Source organism: Lysinibacillus sp. BS3 (assembly GCF_039614735.1).
In the GTDB taxonomy this organism is placed as follows: Bacteria; Bacillota; Bacilli; order Bacillales_A; family Planococcaceae; genus Lysinibacillus; species Lysinibacillus capsici.
The window spans coordinates 1,173,476-1,190,636 of record NZ_CP154860.1; the positions used below are offsets into that span (position 1 = coordinate 1,173,476).

Below are 17,161 nucleotides of genomic sequence, written 5' to 3' on the forward strand. Positions count from 1 at the left end.
ATTCGTATACTGAACGATAGCCTGGCTTATAGTAGCTTTGTCATCTGTACCTGCTCTGTTGTCACCTTTAATCCATGCTTTAACAAATAGCTTGTTGCTGGATTGCTCGCTAAGAAGTTCACTGTCGTCAAATGGACTTTATGTGTTGTAATACTTGCTAAAAACTGTGTTATTAACTCTACATTACTTTCCTCTAGTATTACCATTTGATAAAGTAGAATACGCTCCACCTCACCATATTCATTCCACAATGTTTTGTATAGCATATAGCCAAGTGGTTCATTGTTATCATTATAAAACACCTTTGCTTCCCCATGCTTCACGCTCTGCCAGTTACACTGCCAAGGAACATCTTCCCGATAGAAAGATAGATGTGCTAGCTGCTCTGGGCGAATGGTCGCTATATGAAGGGCTACTGTAGATGTTACCTTGGCTTCATACTCGCCGCTTAAAAATAGTAATTGATTGGCAACCACATAACCATATTTTTCATACAAGGCAATGGCTACCTGATTTTCCTTAATGGCTTCTAACGTACCCAACTCTACATTTTCTCGCTTATAGATAGTTAGGGTTTCCTCCATTAATAGGCGCGAGACACCCTTACCACGATATGCTGGAGAAATACCAGTCCCACCATTCCAAGCTGTTTTTTGGCCATCGATGGTACGAAAGCCATTCATCACAATGGCAATCGGTTCCTCTTGATCAAAAACGACAATAGAATGCTCAGGAGATAAGCCCTCCCCCACTAGTCGCTGTAAAAACATTTCTGCTGTCATATTAATTTCAATAAAATAACCTTCAAAGCCTTTGTTCCATGCTTTCAATACTTCATCTAATGTACATTGTGCAACTGTTTTAATCTTCATACAATCCCTCTTTTCAAATGGAATCTAATGCTGCTAGATTTTCTAAGGTTAGTTTTCTCACAATCTCATAACCATGTCCTTGACCTTTAGGTTTTATGACAACCGTCCCCATATTCGAAATGATGCCCAGCCCTACATTTCTTGGAAAGCTATGCCCAATGATTATGTTGTTTATGCCCTCAGGTGGAATGATTTCCAGCATCGATGTAGAAATCGTTAATATACTGCTTTGCACTACTGTAGGAAGATTGCCACCTAACATAAAGATTTCAAACAAGAAGGGGTCAATTTGGAGATTGCTGTTGGGAAATGCCAAACGTGCTGTTTCAATGGTCCGACAAAAAGGACTGGTAGTGATGGTGGAAAGGATGGGAATTTGCCAATAGCGTAGCATTTGACCATAATAAATTGCCTCCCTACGACCTTGATCGGATAAATTCCGTTGATTTTGACAACTTTGAAATGTACCATATGCTTGATCTACACCAATAGTTGCTGTTCCGTGTCTTGCATATAAGGTTAGCCCACCTTTTCTCAATAACGCTAGGAGACCCTTTTCCATTTTCTTCATCTCCTTCATCATATCACTTTCTACTTTGTAATGTATGTGCTGTACATAGAAAAAAGCTCCCCACAACTTTTTGTAGGAAGCCTTTTTCTGTTATTTTATTGGAATTCTGACAATAGCAGTCGTTTCTAAATGTTTTGATGAATCAATTGAAATATGACCATTATATTTAGTGACAATTTCTTTGACAATAAATAAACCTTGTCCTCTTAGTCTACCATTCTCATGTTTTTTCGTTGAAAATCCTTGTTTGAATATGTGATCAGGATTCGCAATATTTGGCCCTGTATTGGTAATTTTAAATTCATACTGTGATTCATCTGCTGTACAGCAAATCTTAATCTTACGTTGTTCCTCAGGTAATTCAACAGCAGCATCAATCGCATTATCAATTAAATTGGATAGAATCTTGATTAAATCTGTCGTTTTAATCTTATTAAAATCATTTTGAGAAAGCGTAAAATCCATATCAATATGGTGATTTTGAGCCGTTAATTTCTTCGTTTGCAATAAGATGGACAAACCTGGATGATCAATATTTAATTTTAATGACTTGATCGCCTGAACTTCTTTTGATAGTGAGGATAAATATTGTCTCGCCTGATCTGTTTTTTCTAATTGTAATAAACCATGTAACACTTGGATATGGTTCGTAAAATCATGACGTAGGGACGACACCGAAGTAATCAATGTTTTGATTTCTGCTAGATATGTGTCCTCTGTAGCGCCAACTTCCTTCGCTACCTCTTTTTGATACCATCTTTGTAAAAATAAAAAAGAACCGATGACAATTAAAATAAGTACACCATTAAAAATAAAATTAAATAGGTTGTCTTCAATGACTTTACCCTTAATACCATTTAGCGTATCTGCACTAATGTCAATGCCTAAATACCCGATAATTGTTCCATTATCATCTTTGATGGGTGCACCAACAGATAAATAAGACCCATGTTCAGAATCATGAATTACCTCTGTAACATAGGTTTCACCATTATAGGCCTTTTCAACATGCTTTGCAGGGACAGTACAAACCACGCCAATACCGAAGCCCTCTTTCATTTCTTTTGGCATCCCTGTAATCATGGCTATAGATACTTCAGGATTATCCACCTTTAAGGTGTAAACAAATAGTGCACCTAATTTTATCCTTGCATCGTTTAAATAATTTCTTACTTTCCAATAATAATCATTTTCCTGTGGATTATTTAAAAATTGCTGATAGGCATCCGTATCTATGGATGCAGCAATAGAATGGGCTGCCTCTAAGCTTTGATTGGCAATCGACTCTTCAACGGTCTTTTTTATTTTTACATAGGATGTAAAGATGTTTAAACTTGTAAACAAACATAATAAAATCGTTGATAGAATTAATATTAGTTTTATTTTTCTATTTTTCATAAAAAACGGTACTTCCTCATCTATAAATATTCTAGAATATTATTATATTATAATTAACTCTATTTTTTGTTTGTAAAGCAAACATTGCTTGTATATCCTACATAAATTAAAACACAAAATCAATTTTTATTTTATTCATACCCAAAATTACACACTGTAACAAATAGTTTAATAATCCTTGACAAGAAAGTAAACTAAAAAGATAAGTAATAACTTTTTATGTCTCATTTCCTATTTAAATGGAAAATTGAAAAAACCACTAAAGCAAAGGTATCAAAAAAAGATCAGGTATCAACAATACCTGATCTCATCACAATATGCTTATTTTTTACTTGAAGTCCGTGTTTGATCTTGCGGCTTAAGAAAGGTAGGTCGTTTACTATAGCCCTTTGGAGATAGTCGCAATAGGGACTTACGTATATTGCCCTTTTCAAAATCGGCACTAAAGTTTACGTATGGCACTCCCAAGACTCTCATATTCGCAGTGTATAAAAGGATGAAAAACACGGATATAAAAAAACCAAATAAACCAAAAAACGCCGAAGCCATAATAATGATTAATCGAAAAATACTCATAGCCGTCACAAAGGATTGATTGACCAATGTAAATGCAGCGATACTAGAAATGGCAATCACAACTATCATTGAGGGGCTTGTAACACCTGCTTTAATCGCTGCATCCCCAATAATTAGTCCCCCTACCACACTAACTGAGCCACTGATTGCACTAGGAAGGCGCAAGTTAGCCTCTCGAAACAATTCAAACATAAATAGCATCATTAAAATTTCTAGAATGGTTGGAAAGGGCAATCCTGACCTCGATTCTACAACCGTAGCAAGTAGTAGAAATGGAAGCTGTTCTTGATGATATGTCGTCAATGCAAGCCAAAAACCTGGCAGTAGCATACTTATTAATATCCCGACAATTCTGAGTAATCGTTCCATCGAGCTAACAATGAGTGGGTACTCATTATCCTCTGCTGATTTAAAGAGCAACATAATATTTGCAGGTGTAATTATGGCATAGGACACACCATCAATCATTAAGAGTATTCTTCCTCTAATTAAGGCCTGCATAGCAAAATCAGGTCTTCCTGTATAATCATGTCTTGGAAGAACTGTCGCTGTCTTTTCAATTTTTTCCATTAATAAGTCGCCATTGATAACAATATCCGTGTCAATTTTTTGTAATTGAAGTCGAATTTGTTCCAGCATATTTAAATTCACAATGTCTTCCATATATAGTATGGCTACGGTTGTTTTAGAACGCTTACCAATTTCTAATGTCTCTACACTAAAAGAATTAGTCGGTAATCGTTTTCTTAATAAAGCAATATTAATAAAAACATCTTCAATAAAGTCATCTCTAGGTCCCTTTACTACTAGTTCTAATGTTGTTTCCCCAGGCTCTCGATTGGGTCTTTTTGAAATATCACTAGAATAAAGTAATTGATTTTCTTCAAAATACAGTAAAACATGGCCTTTATAGACCCTAGTTACCGCATCCTCTTTCGATAAAATCTTTTGTAAATAGGGAATGTGTAAATGCTGTTCAATTTCTTCCTCTAGCATGTCCTCAGTGACATTGCTTAACAAAGATTGAACACGTTGAACAACCACAGTTTGAAGTATTTGCTCATTGACCATTGCATCACAAGTTATCAAATGTACTGTATATTGCTGAAAATTATATTGTTGGAAAATCACATCAGCAGAGCGTTGAAATAGTGATTTCAACATTTTCAAATTAATTTGTTCCATTGATGAAATACTTCTCATCTCCTACTGAGCCAGCTCAAGATTAGTACATTTATGAAAACAATCACCTTCAATAAATACACTTAAGCATATTTTTCCCATGGTTGTTCAAAATATTCAAAGAAACAAATGTTGTGACGACTATTCAAATTGTCCTGATCCAATCATTTTCTTTAGATTTGCCATCTCAATTGCAGACATTGCAGCATCATAGCCTTTATTACCAGATTTCGTTCCTGCACGTTCAATTGCCTGTTCAATATTTTCGGTAGTAACAATTCCAAAAATAACAGGTACATTCGTTGACAATGACACATTGGCAATGCCTTTTGCCGATTCATTACAAACATAGTCATAGTGTGTTGTAGAGCCACGAATAACAGTACCTAAACCAATAATAGCATCATATTTCTTCGTTTCTGCCAGTTGTTTCGCTATAAAAGGAACTTCAAAAGCTCCTGGCACCCATGCAACATCAATAGATGCAGAATCAACCCCATGACGAGTTAAACCATCCATTGCCCCATCCAATAATTTGCTAGTAATGAACTCATTAAAACGACCCACTACTACTGCAATTTTCAAATCCGTTCCAATTAATTGTGCTTCAAATGTTTGACCCATTGTTCCTTCTCCTTTTTACATAGAAATTTTAGTTTTATTAGTGGATAATTGTTTACGATAAGCAACCAATGCTTCTATCGAGATCATTTTTAAGCCATGATGTGCAGCGTAATTTGTTAGTTCTTCAAACCGAAGCATGTGCCCATCATCACCCATAATTTCGCAAATAACACCTGCAGGTACGCTATGACAAAGCTTCGCTAGATCAATAGTGGCCTCCGTGTGCCCTCTCCGTTCCAGCACTCCTTGCTCTTTCGCAATCAACGGAAAAATATGGCCTGGTCGACGAAAATCAGTTGGCTTAGCTTGCTTTTCTATCATTCTTTGTATCGTTAGCGCACGCTCAAAGGCGCTAATCCCTGTCGTTGTTTCTACATGATCGATACTTACCGTAAATGCGGTTTGATGGTTATCTGTATTGTGCTGAACCATTGGATATAAATCTAGCTTTTGTGCAAGCTGCTGCGAAATCGGCGTACAAATTAAACCTCTACCATTGGTTGCCATAAAGTTGATTGTTGCTGGTGTGATGAATTCAGCGAGTGCCAGAAGATCTCCTTCATTTTCTCGATCCTCATCATCAACCACCACAATCATATTGCCCTGCCTTAAATCCTCTATGGCTTCTTCAATTGAATGTAGCACGATGATCAACTCCTATTCTGTGATTTAAAAACCATGTTGTGCTAAATAATCTCTTGTAATAGCTGGCGTTGTTTGCCCCTTTTTTAATTGCCCTATAATGTATTTTCCAACTAAATCGGTTTCGATATTAACGATTGCTCCAACCCTCTTCATACCTAAAACGGTTTCTTTGTAAGTATGAGGAATAAGTGAAATTGTGACACTATTGGCTTCAACATGAAAAAGGGTTAAGCTTGTGCCATCAATTGTTATGGAACCCTTTGGAATACAAAAGTTGGTTAGCTCCTCTGACATTTCGATATCAATATAAACGGCGTTTGCTACTGGACGTTTTCGCAAAATTTTGCCGACTCCATCAACATGACCAGCAACAAAATGGCCACCAAATCGTCCATTAGCAGGCATGGCACGCTCCAAATTAACAGAATCGCCTATTGCCAGCTGCTGTAGATTTGTTGCTTTGACTGTTTCAGGCATAACATCCATCGTAAGCTGCTGTTGTGTGAAATTTGTCACTGTTAAACAAACTCCATTGACCGCTATACTGTCACCAAGCTTGACATCCTCCGTTATCTTAGCTGATTGAACCGTAATTTCCATACTGTCCCGATCGCTTTGCACGGCTTTTATGATACCAATATCCTCTACAAGTCCTGTAAACATTCCATCACCTACTCTACTTTATTAGCACTTCTATCCTTTACTTTTAAAGTTGATCCACCTGTTTTTGTGCCTTATCCTTCTCCCTTCTCTCGTTAGCAATAAAAAATAAAAACCCCTTTACATCAAAGGGGTTTTGGGAGTATAAGACATCAACAAATAAGCCTATTTGAAAACAATTTTTTCATAGACCGTCATCTCATTCGTTCTTCTCCCATCCAGACTATCACTGTCGGTTTTGGATTTGCACCAAATCAGCTTGCGCTCACGGACTTTGAATTGCTTCATCACCGCCGATTGGGAATTTCACCCTACCCCGAAGAACATCTTCTATTCGATTGTAGCTAAATCAGAACCACCAGTCTAACTGGTGGTTTGCTCTACGCGTGAAACGCTGGGGTACTGGCCCATGTCTAAAGACACACTGAAAGGTCCGCCAACCGCACTCCGTTTTCACGCTACCACTAAAGTGGTTTTATTATTTTCGCTTTTTTGCTTGTATTTCTTCTCCTGTAAATGGATCAATGAATTCTTTCATGGTCATTTGATCCTCAAGTATATCCTCTTGCAATTGATTTTTTATATATTCCTGTATGATTTTTCTGTTTCGTCCTACTGTATCTACATAATATCCGCGACACCAAAACTTCCTATTTCCATATTTGTATTTCAGGTTCGCATGCCGATCGAATATCATTAAACTACTCTTCCCTTTCAAATAACCCACAAACGATGAAACACTTATTTTTGGTGGAATACTCACCAACATATGAATGTGATCAGGACAGGCTGTGGCTTCAATGATTTCTACTCCTTTTCTTTCACATAACTGGCGAAGAATTCTACCTATATCTGCTTTGATTTGTCCATAAATAATCTGCCTTCTATATTTTGGCGCAAAGACGATGTGATACTTACAATTCCATGTCGTGTGTGCTAAACTTTTATTATCCATTTGGAGCCCCTTTCGTACGAAGTCGGTTGACCAGACCTGATTTCATTGTACGGCTGGGGTTTTTTTCTTGTCCATAGCTAGAAGCTCTTTGGAACCCCTCGCATAGCAAGGGGTTTTCAAAATATACAAAAAAACTTCCCACAAGATGATTGGGAAGTTTTGTAATAAATGCATAGTCAAATAAACCTTCTAAATTAGTATCAATTTAAAAAGTTCGCATTTTTACCCTTCTCCCATCCAGACTGTAACTGTCGGTTTTGGATTTGCACCAAATCAGCTTGCGCTCACGGACTTTGAATTGCTTCATCACCGCCGATCGGGAATTTCACCCTACCCCGAAGAATATTTTTATTTAGCTAGTCTTACGATAACACTATTTTATTATATTATCCATCCTTCTTTTTAAATTTTTTTCGAAGCATAAATTTTAAACAGCTCTGACTCGACTTGAAAAATGTAAAAGATATTATTAAAATGATGACATTTAACCTGTTTATGGAACTTCTTCATCAAAAAAACGTTCCTTTACAAGTGACTATTCAGTCTAGCAGTTTGGAGGTCATTTACTTGACATTTTTTAAAAATATACCTTTTAAACAAGCTATTTTCTATGCCCTATTAGCACTCTGTTGTGGGGTTTCGATCGTTTTCGTACATCATAACGAACAATTTTATGATCGACCGATAGCGGAAATAACGCAAGTGGATGTAACAGCATCAGAACCCATGACAGATATGTATGAAAATGAGGATTTTTTGTTTACACAGGAGATTATGGCCATTATCAAAAATGGTCAGCATAAGGGGCAATCCATTCATTTGACGAATGACTATTCTTCGTCTGGTGCTTTTGATCAAGAATACCATGTAGGCAATGAAATCTTTGTCACGCTAGATGATCGCAAAACACAATCTGTTTTAACAGGAACCATTCTCGATTTAAAACGAGATCAAACCATGGTAATGATTGCATGGATTTTTATTTTTGCCCTACTTATTGTAGGTAAAAGACAAGGCTTATTTTCTATCATTAGTTTGAGTGTCAATGCTGTGATTTTATCATTCGCATTAGATCTTTATGTGAAGCATGGGGGCGTAAGCCTGTTATTAGTCAGCGGCATTTGCGCCCTGCTATTTACGATTATTTCGCTACTACTTATTAGTGGATTGCATACAAAAACATATGTAGCCATCGTGTCCACACTTTTAGGCACTGTTATAGCGCTTATCATAAGCTCTATTGTAATGTGGTTGACAGGTGAAAATGGTCTTCGTTATGAAGAAATGCAATTTTTAACACGTCCTTATCGTACTGTCTTTATGGCAGGTTTATTTATTGGCTCACTTGGGGCAGTAATGGATGTTTCTATTACAATGGCTTCCTCAATTTTTGCTTTATACGAGCAAGATCCTACAATCTCTGTCAAGGCTCTTAAATCTTCGGGACATGAAATCGGTAAAGATATTATGGGTACCATTACAAGTATCTTATTCTTTGCCTACCTTTGCGGCTCCATACCTATGATTATTCTCTATTTAAAAAATTCTTCCACATTAGGGCTTACATTGTCCTTAAATCTTTCTTTAGAATTAGCCCGTGCCTTAGCAGGGGGTATTGGTGTTGTCCTTACGATTCCTATCAGTCAGTATACCGCTATATTTTTCATTAATCGAAAGAGGGTTCAAGGATGAATGTTGTCGTCTTATTAGCAGTTATATTATTCGTGTTAATGGTACTTGTCGGCGGTAGACAGGGGATACGCTCATTTCTTTCTTTATTCCTAAACTTTGGTGTGCTCTTTGTCACCATTTTTTTAATGACAAACCCTAAAAATAGCCCCATCATCTTGACGTTTATTGCCTGTACGGTCATTAGCTGTATTAGTCTTTTCTATATCAATAAAACAAACAGTAAAACCATTACAGCCTTTATCTCGACGATGGTGACGATAGGTGTGTTACTACTCTTTATTACCTTTGTAACGGAAAAGTCGATGATCCAAGGGTTTGGCGAAGAATCAACTGAAGAAATCAGCATCTTTTCTCTCTACATTGGTGTTAATTTTGTGCAGATTGGTGCATCAGTCATCATTATGAGTACGATAGGTGCCATTATGGATGTAGCCATTTCCATCGCTACCTCTATGCATGAGATTTTTTATCGCAATCCTTCGATTAGTAGAAAAAAATTATTTACAGCTGGCTTAAGCATAGGAAGAGATATATTAGGAACCTATACCAATACGTTATTTTTTGCTTTCTTTGGTGGCTATTTAAGCTTATTAATCTGGTTCAAGGACCTCTCCTATTCGATTGGGGAAATTGTTAACTCCAAGGTTTTTAGTGCCGAAATGACAACCATTTTTTGTGCAGGAATCGGCATTGCATTGATTATTCCGATTGCCGCCTGCATCAATGCCTTTTATTTAATTCGAACACGCGAAAAAACAGAAAAACTTTTATAAAAATTACCAGTACCTATCATGCATTTGTGATAGGTGCTCGTCGTTTCTCCTCTAATTCATTCAAAAAATGAATGCTATGTCAAAAATGTTTGTCCAAATTGTGAAATCGTATAGATGAAGCTAGAATTAATACTTACATTCGAGAAAATTTTTTTGCTATAGTAAAAATCAGAAAAGCCAGTATCGTGGAGGTGTACTGGCTAATAGGAAAAACGATCGCTGATAATCCACATCACGATAACATCGTCATGGTCATTTTATTGTGCAGAAAATAAAAGATTGCTAGAAATTCGTCTATTAATTTCTAAATATTCTGTATTTTAATCTCCTATGATCGTCTAACATTTATTAAAGGAGCTTTTACTGTGAATAAAGAAATAAAAACAAGTCCGATTATGGCTGCTCTCTTAGTAGCTGGCTTTGTAGGATTGTTTAGTGAGACAGCATTAAATATTGCACTTGGAGAGCTAAGCCTGCTCTTCGATGTGGACGCTACAACCATCCAATGGCTTGCAACAGGATACTTTCTCACATTAGGCATTTTAGTACCTGTAACAGGCATTTTAATGCAAAAGTTTACTACTCGCCAAATGTTTATGGCGTCTTTACTCTTTTCGATAATCGGTACTATACTTGCCGCAGTCGCACCCGTTTTTGCTGTCCTACTTTTAGCACGTATTATTCAAGCAGCAGGACTTGCGATTATATTACCTTTAACGCAAAATGTGATTTTCACAATTTTCCCAGCTAATAATCGTGGTAGTGCTATGGGCGTAATGGGTCTCGTTATTTTAGCTGGACCCGCTTTCGGTCCAACCTTGGCTGGGATGATTTTAGATAGTTTGTCCTGGCACTGGATATTCTGGGTTACCATCCCCTTCCTATTATTCTCCATTATTTTTGGCTTTATCTTTATTCCTAATGTAAATGAAATAAAGCAGCTGGCTATTGATCTTTGGTCCATTCTCTTATCTACCATTAGCTTTGGTGGCATCGTTTATGGTGTCAGTGCTGGCGGAGATTTAGGCTGGTCAAATATTACTGTACTAGGCACCATTTTGCTAGGTGTAATCGCCTTATGTTTATTTGTAATACGTCAATTGAAAATGCAACATCCGATGTTAAATTTGACAGCGTTTCAATACCCCATGTTCGTGTTAGGTCTTCTTATGAATATGATTACCTTCTTCAATATGTTGTCTATGCTGGTAGTGCTTCCTATGTATATGCAAATGGTCCTTTTCGTATCGGCTTTTGGGACAGGTTTAATGTTGCTTCCTGGTAGTCTATTAAACTGTATATTAGCCCCTACAATTGGTAAATTCTTCGATAAATATGGCCCTCGTGCAGTCATTACGCCTGGCACTATACTTGTTGTAATCGGGTATGGACTTTATGCTTTATCTGGTACAGAAACAGCTACTTGGCTATTAGTCGTAACGCATATTATCATGATGCTTGGTGTTGGAATGGTATTAGCCTCTGTTCAAACAAATACGCTGAATGCCTTACCAAGACAATACTTTCCAGATGGCATTGCGATTACACAAACCTCTCAGCAAGTTTCTGGTGCAATTGGTATTGCTGTGATGGTGTCGTTGTTCTCAGCAAAACAACAGCACCTCCTAAGTGACATAACAACTAATACGCAAGAAGCAGCAGCTTCAGGTTCGGCCTTTGTCTTTTCTATCAGTTTTGTTCTGGCAATAATCAATGTCATACTCTCCTTCTTTTTGAAAAAAACACAATAATGTCGAGGTGTCTCAATGGACTTTTGAGACACCTCCTTTTGTTGTACCATTTTCATTGCAATCGCCGTATTTTCTGATAATATTTACCATAAGATGTTTACGTACGCTCAAAATGGTTGTTATTTCAAGAATACTAGATGCCCATTCCATGTAAAATTTTTTAGCATAGAACGTCAATACAACGAGATGAAAAAGGAGAAAGTTTGCAATGAAGCATATTATCTTTGATTTTGATGGGACGCTTGCAGATTCTACTGCTGTGTTTGCCTCAGCATGGAATACTTTAGCCCAAAAATATAAATTTAAAGGCATTGAATTAAAGGAAATTGATACATTAAAAAAATTATCAATTTCAGAACGCAGTAAATTATTCGACTTTCCAATGTATAAGTTGCCTATGATTTTACCGCAATTTTATAAATTGTATCGTCAATCATTAAATGATGTTCATCTTTTTGAAGGAATGAAAGAACTCTTAATAGAGATTGATAAAAGAGGCTATAAAATCCTGATTATTTCCTCAAACTCTAAAGAGAATATTTTAGAATTTCTTAAAATGAACGGTATTCATTGTGTAGCAGATGTCCTTTGCTCCAACCGCATTTTTGGTAAGGACAAAGTAATGAAAAAGTTTTTAAAGGAAGCAAATGTCGACTCGTCTAACGTCGTATACATTGGAGACGAGCAAAGGGATATTGTTGCTTGTAAGAAAGCCGGTATACCAATTATTTGGGTGGAATGGGGCTATGATGCCAAAGAAGTCGTGCAAAATGACGAACCTGAATACAGTGTCTCAACACCACAGGAAATTTTAGAGATCATTTAATCATGAAAAAGGATAATAGCACTTGTCTATTATCCTTTTTATATGCCTATCCTTTGATGTCACTAATTTGCATTAGCTTTTCTGCTGTACTATTAACCCCTTTGTAGGCATCTGTTAATTCATGCATACTCGCAGCAAATTGCTGTGTAAACGCAGCAATTTGATTTGTTGATGCATTGACCTGATCGATGGATTGTTTAATATTTTCTAGTTGCACAGTTATGCTATCAGCACTTTCTGTACTACTCTGGGACATTTTTTGTATTTCAGAAGCGACCACCGCAAAGCCACGCCCATGCTCACCTGAACGTGCTGCTTCTATCGATGCGTTTAGACCAAGAATTCTCGATTTCATAGCTAAATCTTTTACTAAATGGACAATCACATTAATTTGTTCAATATCGCCTGTCATCGATTCCGCGAAATTAGATAGCTCTTCCAAACGATTGGATACATCCTTACTGGCAGTGGCTAATCCTTCATTTGTAGCTGTCATTTCTTCTACAGCACTCGAAAGCTCAGTTGCCAATAGACGCATACTATCCATTTTTTCGTTCGAAATAATGGCACTTACTACGCCAATAATACGTCCTCCTTCAAAAATAGGCTGGGCAGAGGCGATATAGGCCATACCAAAACCTTCTGCGCTACGCTCCTCTTTCACAAATTTCCCTGAACTTAACGCTATTTCTGTTGCTGTACCTCGATATTTATGTACTGGGTCACCAACCCCAACTTTTAAGTCAACCTTTTTTCCTGGTTTGTAGGCAAGCACTTTTTCCGTATCTGCCACGATGACACAAGCATCCTCTGGGTAAGTTGCTTGGTATAAATCAATCGAATCAATAGTTGCTTGTAGTTTAGGATGCATTGTCTTTTTCCCCCTAAAATTTCCTTAACTGTATCAATTTAACTATAGCATGCGATCCGAAAAAAGACACCAACGTCCAGTGGTGTCTCCTTACAACATTATGATTTTTTCAATAATTCTACATATTTTTCTGCCGTTCGAATTTCAATTGTTAGAGAATTCTCTCCATAACTTGCCTTAATTAAAAATGGTACATCATTTGAGTTTTGAAACCTAAAATCTAACGTATCATAAGAAACCGTAGCATCTCTTCCTTTTGGGACATATCCTACATCTAACGAATGATGATGACGCTCAACATATTTGACGGGAATTTGGTCTACTGCATTAAACAAGGTTGAAGAAGTTTGACAGATTCCACCACCAATTCCCATGACTACCTTCTTATTAATAATTTCAGGTGCGGGTTGATAGCCATTTGCCTCATCTCTTGGGCCTACAATTGTATTAAAAGAAAAATAATCGCCACTGCCTACAATCACATTATGAATGGCTCTAGCAGAGAGCTCAATATTTTTATTTCTTCCTAAATCAGCACGATTGAAATAAGTTGTATAAGATGCAACAACCACTTCCTCTAATAAAGGAAGATCCTCAAAATAATAGCCACTTTCTGTTATATAGAGCGGCATTTCTACCTGACCGCCAGTCGCAGAAGCTTCGATAATACGCTCCACTAGCTCACTTTCCTTTAAAATGATTTGCGGCTTCCCCTTGATCACTTGCCCGTTTTCATCCAATCGATCAAGCATCATACGCTGATCATAGCCATTTGATGTGTCCGTTCCTCTTGCCCATTCCCTTGCTAATTGTTCGATATGCTTTTGATAGGCTTGTGGGTCCGTATCGAAGCCAAATTCCTTTGGAGATATTGTTTTAAGTACCTTACTCGTAGTTGGATCAACAACCTCTACAATAGGATCAATCATTTGTTCTTGTTCATATGTAACAGGTTGCTTTATTTCCTCACGTTGTTGAATTTCTTGTTCTAGCTTGTTATCAGAGACTGCTGTTTTTTCACAACCTACGAGACCCGTCATACAGATAACGCAACATGTAGCTAACCACTTCTTTTTCAACCATAAACACCACCTCTATCTTCATACTACAGAGACATCTTATTCGTCTATTGCTCATAGTGTGTTGTTTTTTGGTTATTTTTATTTGTCAAGATAGCAAAAACACGCTACATTATCCTTAGCCTGACATATCTAAAGATAGTTTGATGTGTATTCTTGTACTTAATTAACCTTTTAATGATTTAGGGGGATTAATTCTAGAAGAAGTAATATACGCTTCCAATACGGTATACTTTAGAATTTAACGCGAAAAAGAGCATCTACTAGCTATCACAAAAGCCAATAGATACTCTTTCTTTTTTTATTTTTGAATAAACATTTGTGTCCAGTAATTACCTTCCTGTACATAGCCTACACCAATATGTGTGTAGCTTTTATTAAGGATATTGGCACGGTGTCCTTCACTGTTCATCCAGGCCGTTACAACTTCCTGTGCGGAGCGTTGGCCCTTCGCGATATTTTCACCAGCAGATTTATACGTAATACCGAAGTTTTTCATCATGGTAAAAGGTGTACCATATGTTGGACTTGTGTGGTCAAAGTAATTTTTATCCTGCATATCTTGCGACTTATATTTAGCAACCCTTGATAGCTCCCAATCTTCTTGCAATGCTGGAAGACCTGCTTTTGCCCGTTCTGCATTGACAAGTTTCACAACCTCTTGTTCAACTGTTGCCTGTTCTTTTACAGGGACGTTAATTTTTTGACCTGGAGAAATTTGATTTGGGTTAGCGAGTTGTGGGTTGGCATCAATTAATTCCTGTACACCCGTTTCTGTTTTTAATGCTATTTTCCATAGCGTATCGCCAGATGTCACTGTATAGGATTCGGCGGCCATTGCCGCAACTGGCACTAATAATGAAGTTGCTACTACTGAAGCTAGTGCTGCTTTTTTTATTTTTTTAATCACCCTTCCTAATTGCTCTACCATTATCGTAAATAGTTTCTGAGCCATAATCATCACAAAATATTTGGAAGGATTTTTACAATTGTATGACAAGCTCGCCATATGTTTGGTTAAAGCCCTTTCTCTCGCTATTCTTTCCCATTGGAATTGTCATCAAGTTGCAATATGTTTGTAATTGGCATACATTACTAATAGATTCAGTGATCAATTGCTGCACAAAATATCCTATTTTGCTAATTGCTTACGCTGTAATCGATAAATTAAGAGAATATAGAGCCAATCATAAAAGAGCGTTGCTACAGAAATAATGGTAATTAAAGGTGTGCGGAAGTATAGATAAAATCCAACCGCTGCAAATAATGTACCCACCATCTTACAAACTGCAATCCCCATGGATTGACCAGCTAAATTCCCTCTTTGCAAGAGTAAAGCAATAAATAGACCTGACATCATAAGATTTTGAAAGAATGCTACGTACTTTCCTTCGAAATCTTGAAATTCATAGACTATACCTAAAATGATCAGCATGCTAAAGATTAACGTGATCAAAAAGGAGAAATACAATAGCTTTTTTGATAGCATCTTTCGATATTCATTTGGAGCATAACGTAAAAATTGCATCAAAATAAAGACATCCAATACAAACCAAATCAGCGTAATATAGCGTTGCAGGTCATTTTGTGGGTAGAAAAAGGCAAAGATAAATTCCCATGAAATATTGGCACAAATAGCGACCAAAGGCATGCCATAGGTTTTATCTTGCCATCCTTTGTAAATAACAAGTATATATGTAAAAATCCAAAAAAGACCCATTCCTACTTGGCAAATTAATAATATGTCTTTTTCACTCAACATTCACGCTCTCCCCCTCTCTAGCATTCCTTCTACTATATGAGGAAATCGATTCTTTATGTCTAAAAGTTTGATAGACGGGTAAAGGAGTGCTAAATAGTAAAAAACGGCAACCTATACATTCCACAAGCGATCCTATATAGTAAAACGAGGTGATTAAATGAAAATAAAAATGTATATAGATAATGAGCAATATATCGCAGGAACGACCTTAAAAGATGAGATGGAGATTGAACACAATAATATGGCTTTGCATAGTTGCCATGATGTTCAAGCTATCATTAACAATCGTCAGCATTTAGCTGCGACATTGAACTGTGATTTACAAAATTTTATTTGTACAGAGCAAACACATAGTGCGAACTTTCATAAAGTCACATTAGCCGATCAAGGACGAGGAGCTGCGCAAATGGATACAGCGGTGAAGAATACAGACGCGCTTTATACACTTGAGCCCAACTTACTATTATGTAGTTTTACAGCAGATTGCGTGCCCGTTATTTTTTATAATGCTGTGAATGGACTCGTCGGTGTGATTCATTCGGGATGGCAAGGAACAGTCAAAGAAATAACACCCAAACTGTTTCAGCATCTTATGAATGAAGAACAGTGTCGACCTGAGGACTTTCATGTTCAAATCGGTATGGCACTGAGTCAGCAGAAATTTGAGGTAGACGCAGATGTATATGAAAAATTTCACAGTCTTGGTTATGCCGAAGAATTTATGTATTACAATGCAGAAACGAAAAAATACCATATTGATAATCAGCAGACAGTCAAAAAGCAATGTGAGCTTGCGGGTATTCCAGTGAATCAAATACAAATTGATGAAACCTGTACATTCCTTAGTCCCGATGGCTTTTCTTATCGTCAAGATAAACAAGCCGGAAGACATTTAAGCTTTATTATGCGAAAAACACAATAACA

General features: G+C 36.9%; 16 protein-coding genes, 1 pseudogene and 2 riboswitches. Of the genes and pseudogenes, 5 read left to right on the top strand and 12 right to left on the bottom strand.

The window, feature by feature from the left end; all coding sequences use genetic code 11:
* Positions 1-26: 26 nt before the first annotated feature.
* The 8 genes and pseudogenes from AAJG31_RS06140 to tnpA all read right to left on the bottom strand — a co-directional run bounded on the left by AAJG31_RS06140 (position 27) and on the right by tnpA (position 7,483).
* On the bottom strand, positions 27-872 hold the full coding sequence (locus tag AAJG31_RS06140) for a GNAT family N-acetyltransferase (RefSeq protein ID WP_279494498.1): 846 nt from the start codon (positions 870-872) through the stop codon (positions 27-29).
* 13 nt (positions 873-885) lie between these two features.
* Positions 886-1,434, bottom strand: coding sequence for a histidine phosphatase family protein (locus AAJG31_RS06145; protein WP_066037654.1), 549 nt, complete (start codon positions 1,432-1,434; stop codon positions 886-888).
* A 99-nt stretch (positions 1,435-1,533) separates the two neighbouring features.
* Positions 1,534-2,841, bottom strand: coding sequence for a GHKL domain-containing protein (locus AAJG31_RS06150; RefSeq protein ID WP_103117740.1), 1,308 nt, complete (start codon positions 2,839-2,841; stop codon positions 1,534-1,536).
* Between the two features lie 321 nt (positions 2,842-3,162).
* On the bottom strand, positions 3,163-4,602 hold the full coding sequence (locus tag AAJG31_RS06155; protein ID WP_279494494.1) for a spore germination protein: 1,440 nt from the start codon (positions 4,600-4,602) through the stop codon (positions 3,163-3,165).
* Positions 4,603-4,740: 138 nt separating this feature from the next.
* On the bottom strand, positions 4,741-5,223 hold the full coding sequence (gene ribE / locus AAJG31_RS06160) for a 6,7-dimethyl-8-ribityllumazine synthase (protein ID WP_048389922.1): 483 nt from the start codon (positions 5,221-5,223) through the stop codon (positions 4,741-4,743).
* A gap of 18 nt (positions 5,224-5,241) precedes the next feature.
* Positions 5,242-5,868 (bottom strand): annotated as a pseudogene (gene ribB / locus AAJG31_RS06165) (3,4-dihydroxy-2-butanone-4-phosphate synthase); the annotation flags it as partial.
* Between the two features lie 24 nt (positions 5,869-5,892).
* Positions 5,893-6,531, bottom strand: coding sequence for a riboflavin synthase (ribE, locus tag AAJG31_RS06170; protein WP_066037651.1), 639 nt, complete (start codon positions 6,529-6,531; stop codon positions 5,893-5,895).
* Between the two features lie 199 nt (positions 6,532-6,730).
* Positions 6,731-6,856, bottom strand: a riboswitch (FMN riboswitch).
* Between the two features lie 150 nt (positions 6,857-7,006).
* The gene (gene tnpA, locus AAJG31_RS06175) at positions 7,007-7,483 is read right to left on the bottom strand and encodes an IS200/IS605 family transposase (protein WP_115673398.1); all 477 of its coding nucleotides are present in this window, start codon (positions 7,481-7,483) and stop codon (positions 7,007-7,009) included.
* Positions 7,484-7,704: 221 nt separating this feature from the next.
* Positions 7,705-7,830: riboswitch (FMN riboswitch) on the bottom strand.
* A gap of 220 nt (positions 7,831-8,050) precedes the next feature.
* Between tnpA and AAJG31_RS06180 the strand changes: the two genes are divergently transcribed.
* From AAJG31_RS06180 to AAJG31_RS06195, 4 genes are all read left to right on the top strand, one after another.
* Entirely contained in the window at positions 8,051-9,175 is a 1,125-nt protein-coding gene (locus tag AAJG31_RS06180; RefSeq protein ID WP_066037650.1) for a YibE/F family protein, read from the top strand.
* Positions 9,172-9,948, top strand: a complete 777-nt coding sequence (locus AAJG31_RS06185) for a YibE/F family protein (RefSeq protein WP_279494493.1) — start codon at positions 9,172-9,174, stop codon at positions 9,946-9,948. The genes AAJG31_RS06180 and AAJG31_RS06185 overlap by 4 nt, the downstream gene beginning before the upstream one ends.
* A gap of 365 nt (positions 9,949-10,313) precedes the next feature.
* Positions 10,314-11,699 carry a DHA2 family efflux MFS transporter permease subunit gene (locus AAJG31_RS06190; RefSeq protein WP_083225374.1) on the top strand — a complete coding sequence of 462 codons (1,386 nt, stop codon included), beginning with the start codon at positions 10,314-10,316 and terminating at the stop codon, positions 11,697-11,699.
* A gap of 208 nt (positions 11,700-11,907) precedes the next feature.
* Entirely contained in the window at positions 11,908-12,525 is a 618-nt protein-coding gene (locus AAJG31_RS06195; protein WP_048389915.1) for an HAD-IA family hydrolase, read from the top strand.
* Between the two features lie 46 nt (positions 12,526-12,571).
* On the opposite strand, the gene AAJG31_RS06200 is transcribed toward AAJG31_RS06195, so the two are convergent.
* From AAJG31_RS06200 to AAJG31_RS06215, 4 genes are all read right to left on the bottom strand, one after another.
* Positions 12,572-13,396 carry a methyl-accepting chemotaxis protein gene (locus AAJG31_RS06200; protein ID WP_048389914.1) on the bottom strand — a complete coding sequence of 275 codons (825 nt, stop codon included), beginning with the start codon at positions 13,394-13,396 and terminating at the stop codon, positions 12,572-12,574.
* Positions 13,397-13,494: 98 nt separating this feature from the next.
* The gene (locus AAJG31_RS06205; protein WP_066037647.1) at positions 13,495-14,475 is read right to left on the bottom strand and encodes a VanW family protein; all 981 of its coding nucleotides are present in this window, start codon (positions 14,473-14,475) and stop codon (positions 13,495-13,497) included.
* Positions 14,476-14,776: 301 nt separating this feature from the next.
* Entirely contained in the window at positions 14,777-15,436 is a 660-nt protein-coding gene (locus tag AAJG31_RS06210) for a CAP domain-containing protein (protein WP_279496444.1), read from the bottom strand.
* A 171-nt stretch (positions 15,437-15,607) separates the two neighbouring features.
* A complete protein-coding gene (locus AAJG31_RS06215) occupies positions 15,608-16,237 on the bottom strand; it encodes a hypothetical protein (protein ID WP_279494489.1) in 630 nt (209 codons plus the stop codon).
* 157 nt (positions 16,238-16,394) lie between these two features.
* On the opposite strand from AAJG31_RS06215, the gene pgeF reads away from it, so the two are divergent.
* The gene (gene pgeF, locus AAJG31_RS06220) at positions 16,395-17,159 is read left to right on the top strand and encodes a peptidoglycan editing factor PgeF (RefSeq protein ID WP_279494488.1); all 765 of its coding nucleotides are present in this window, start codon (positions 16,395-16,397) and stop codon (positions 17,157-17,159) included.
* Positions 17,160-17,161: the final 2 nt, after the last annotated feature.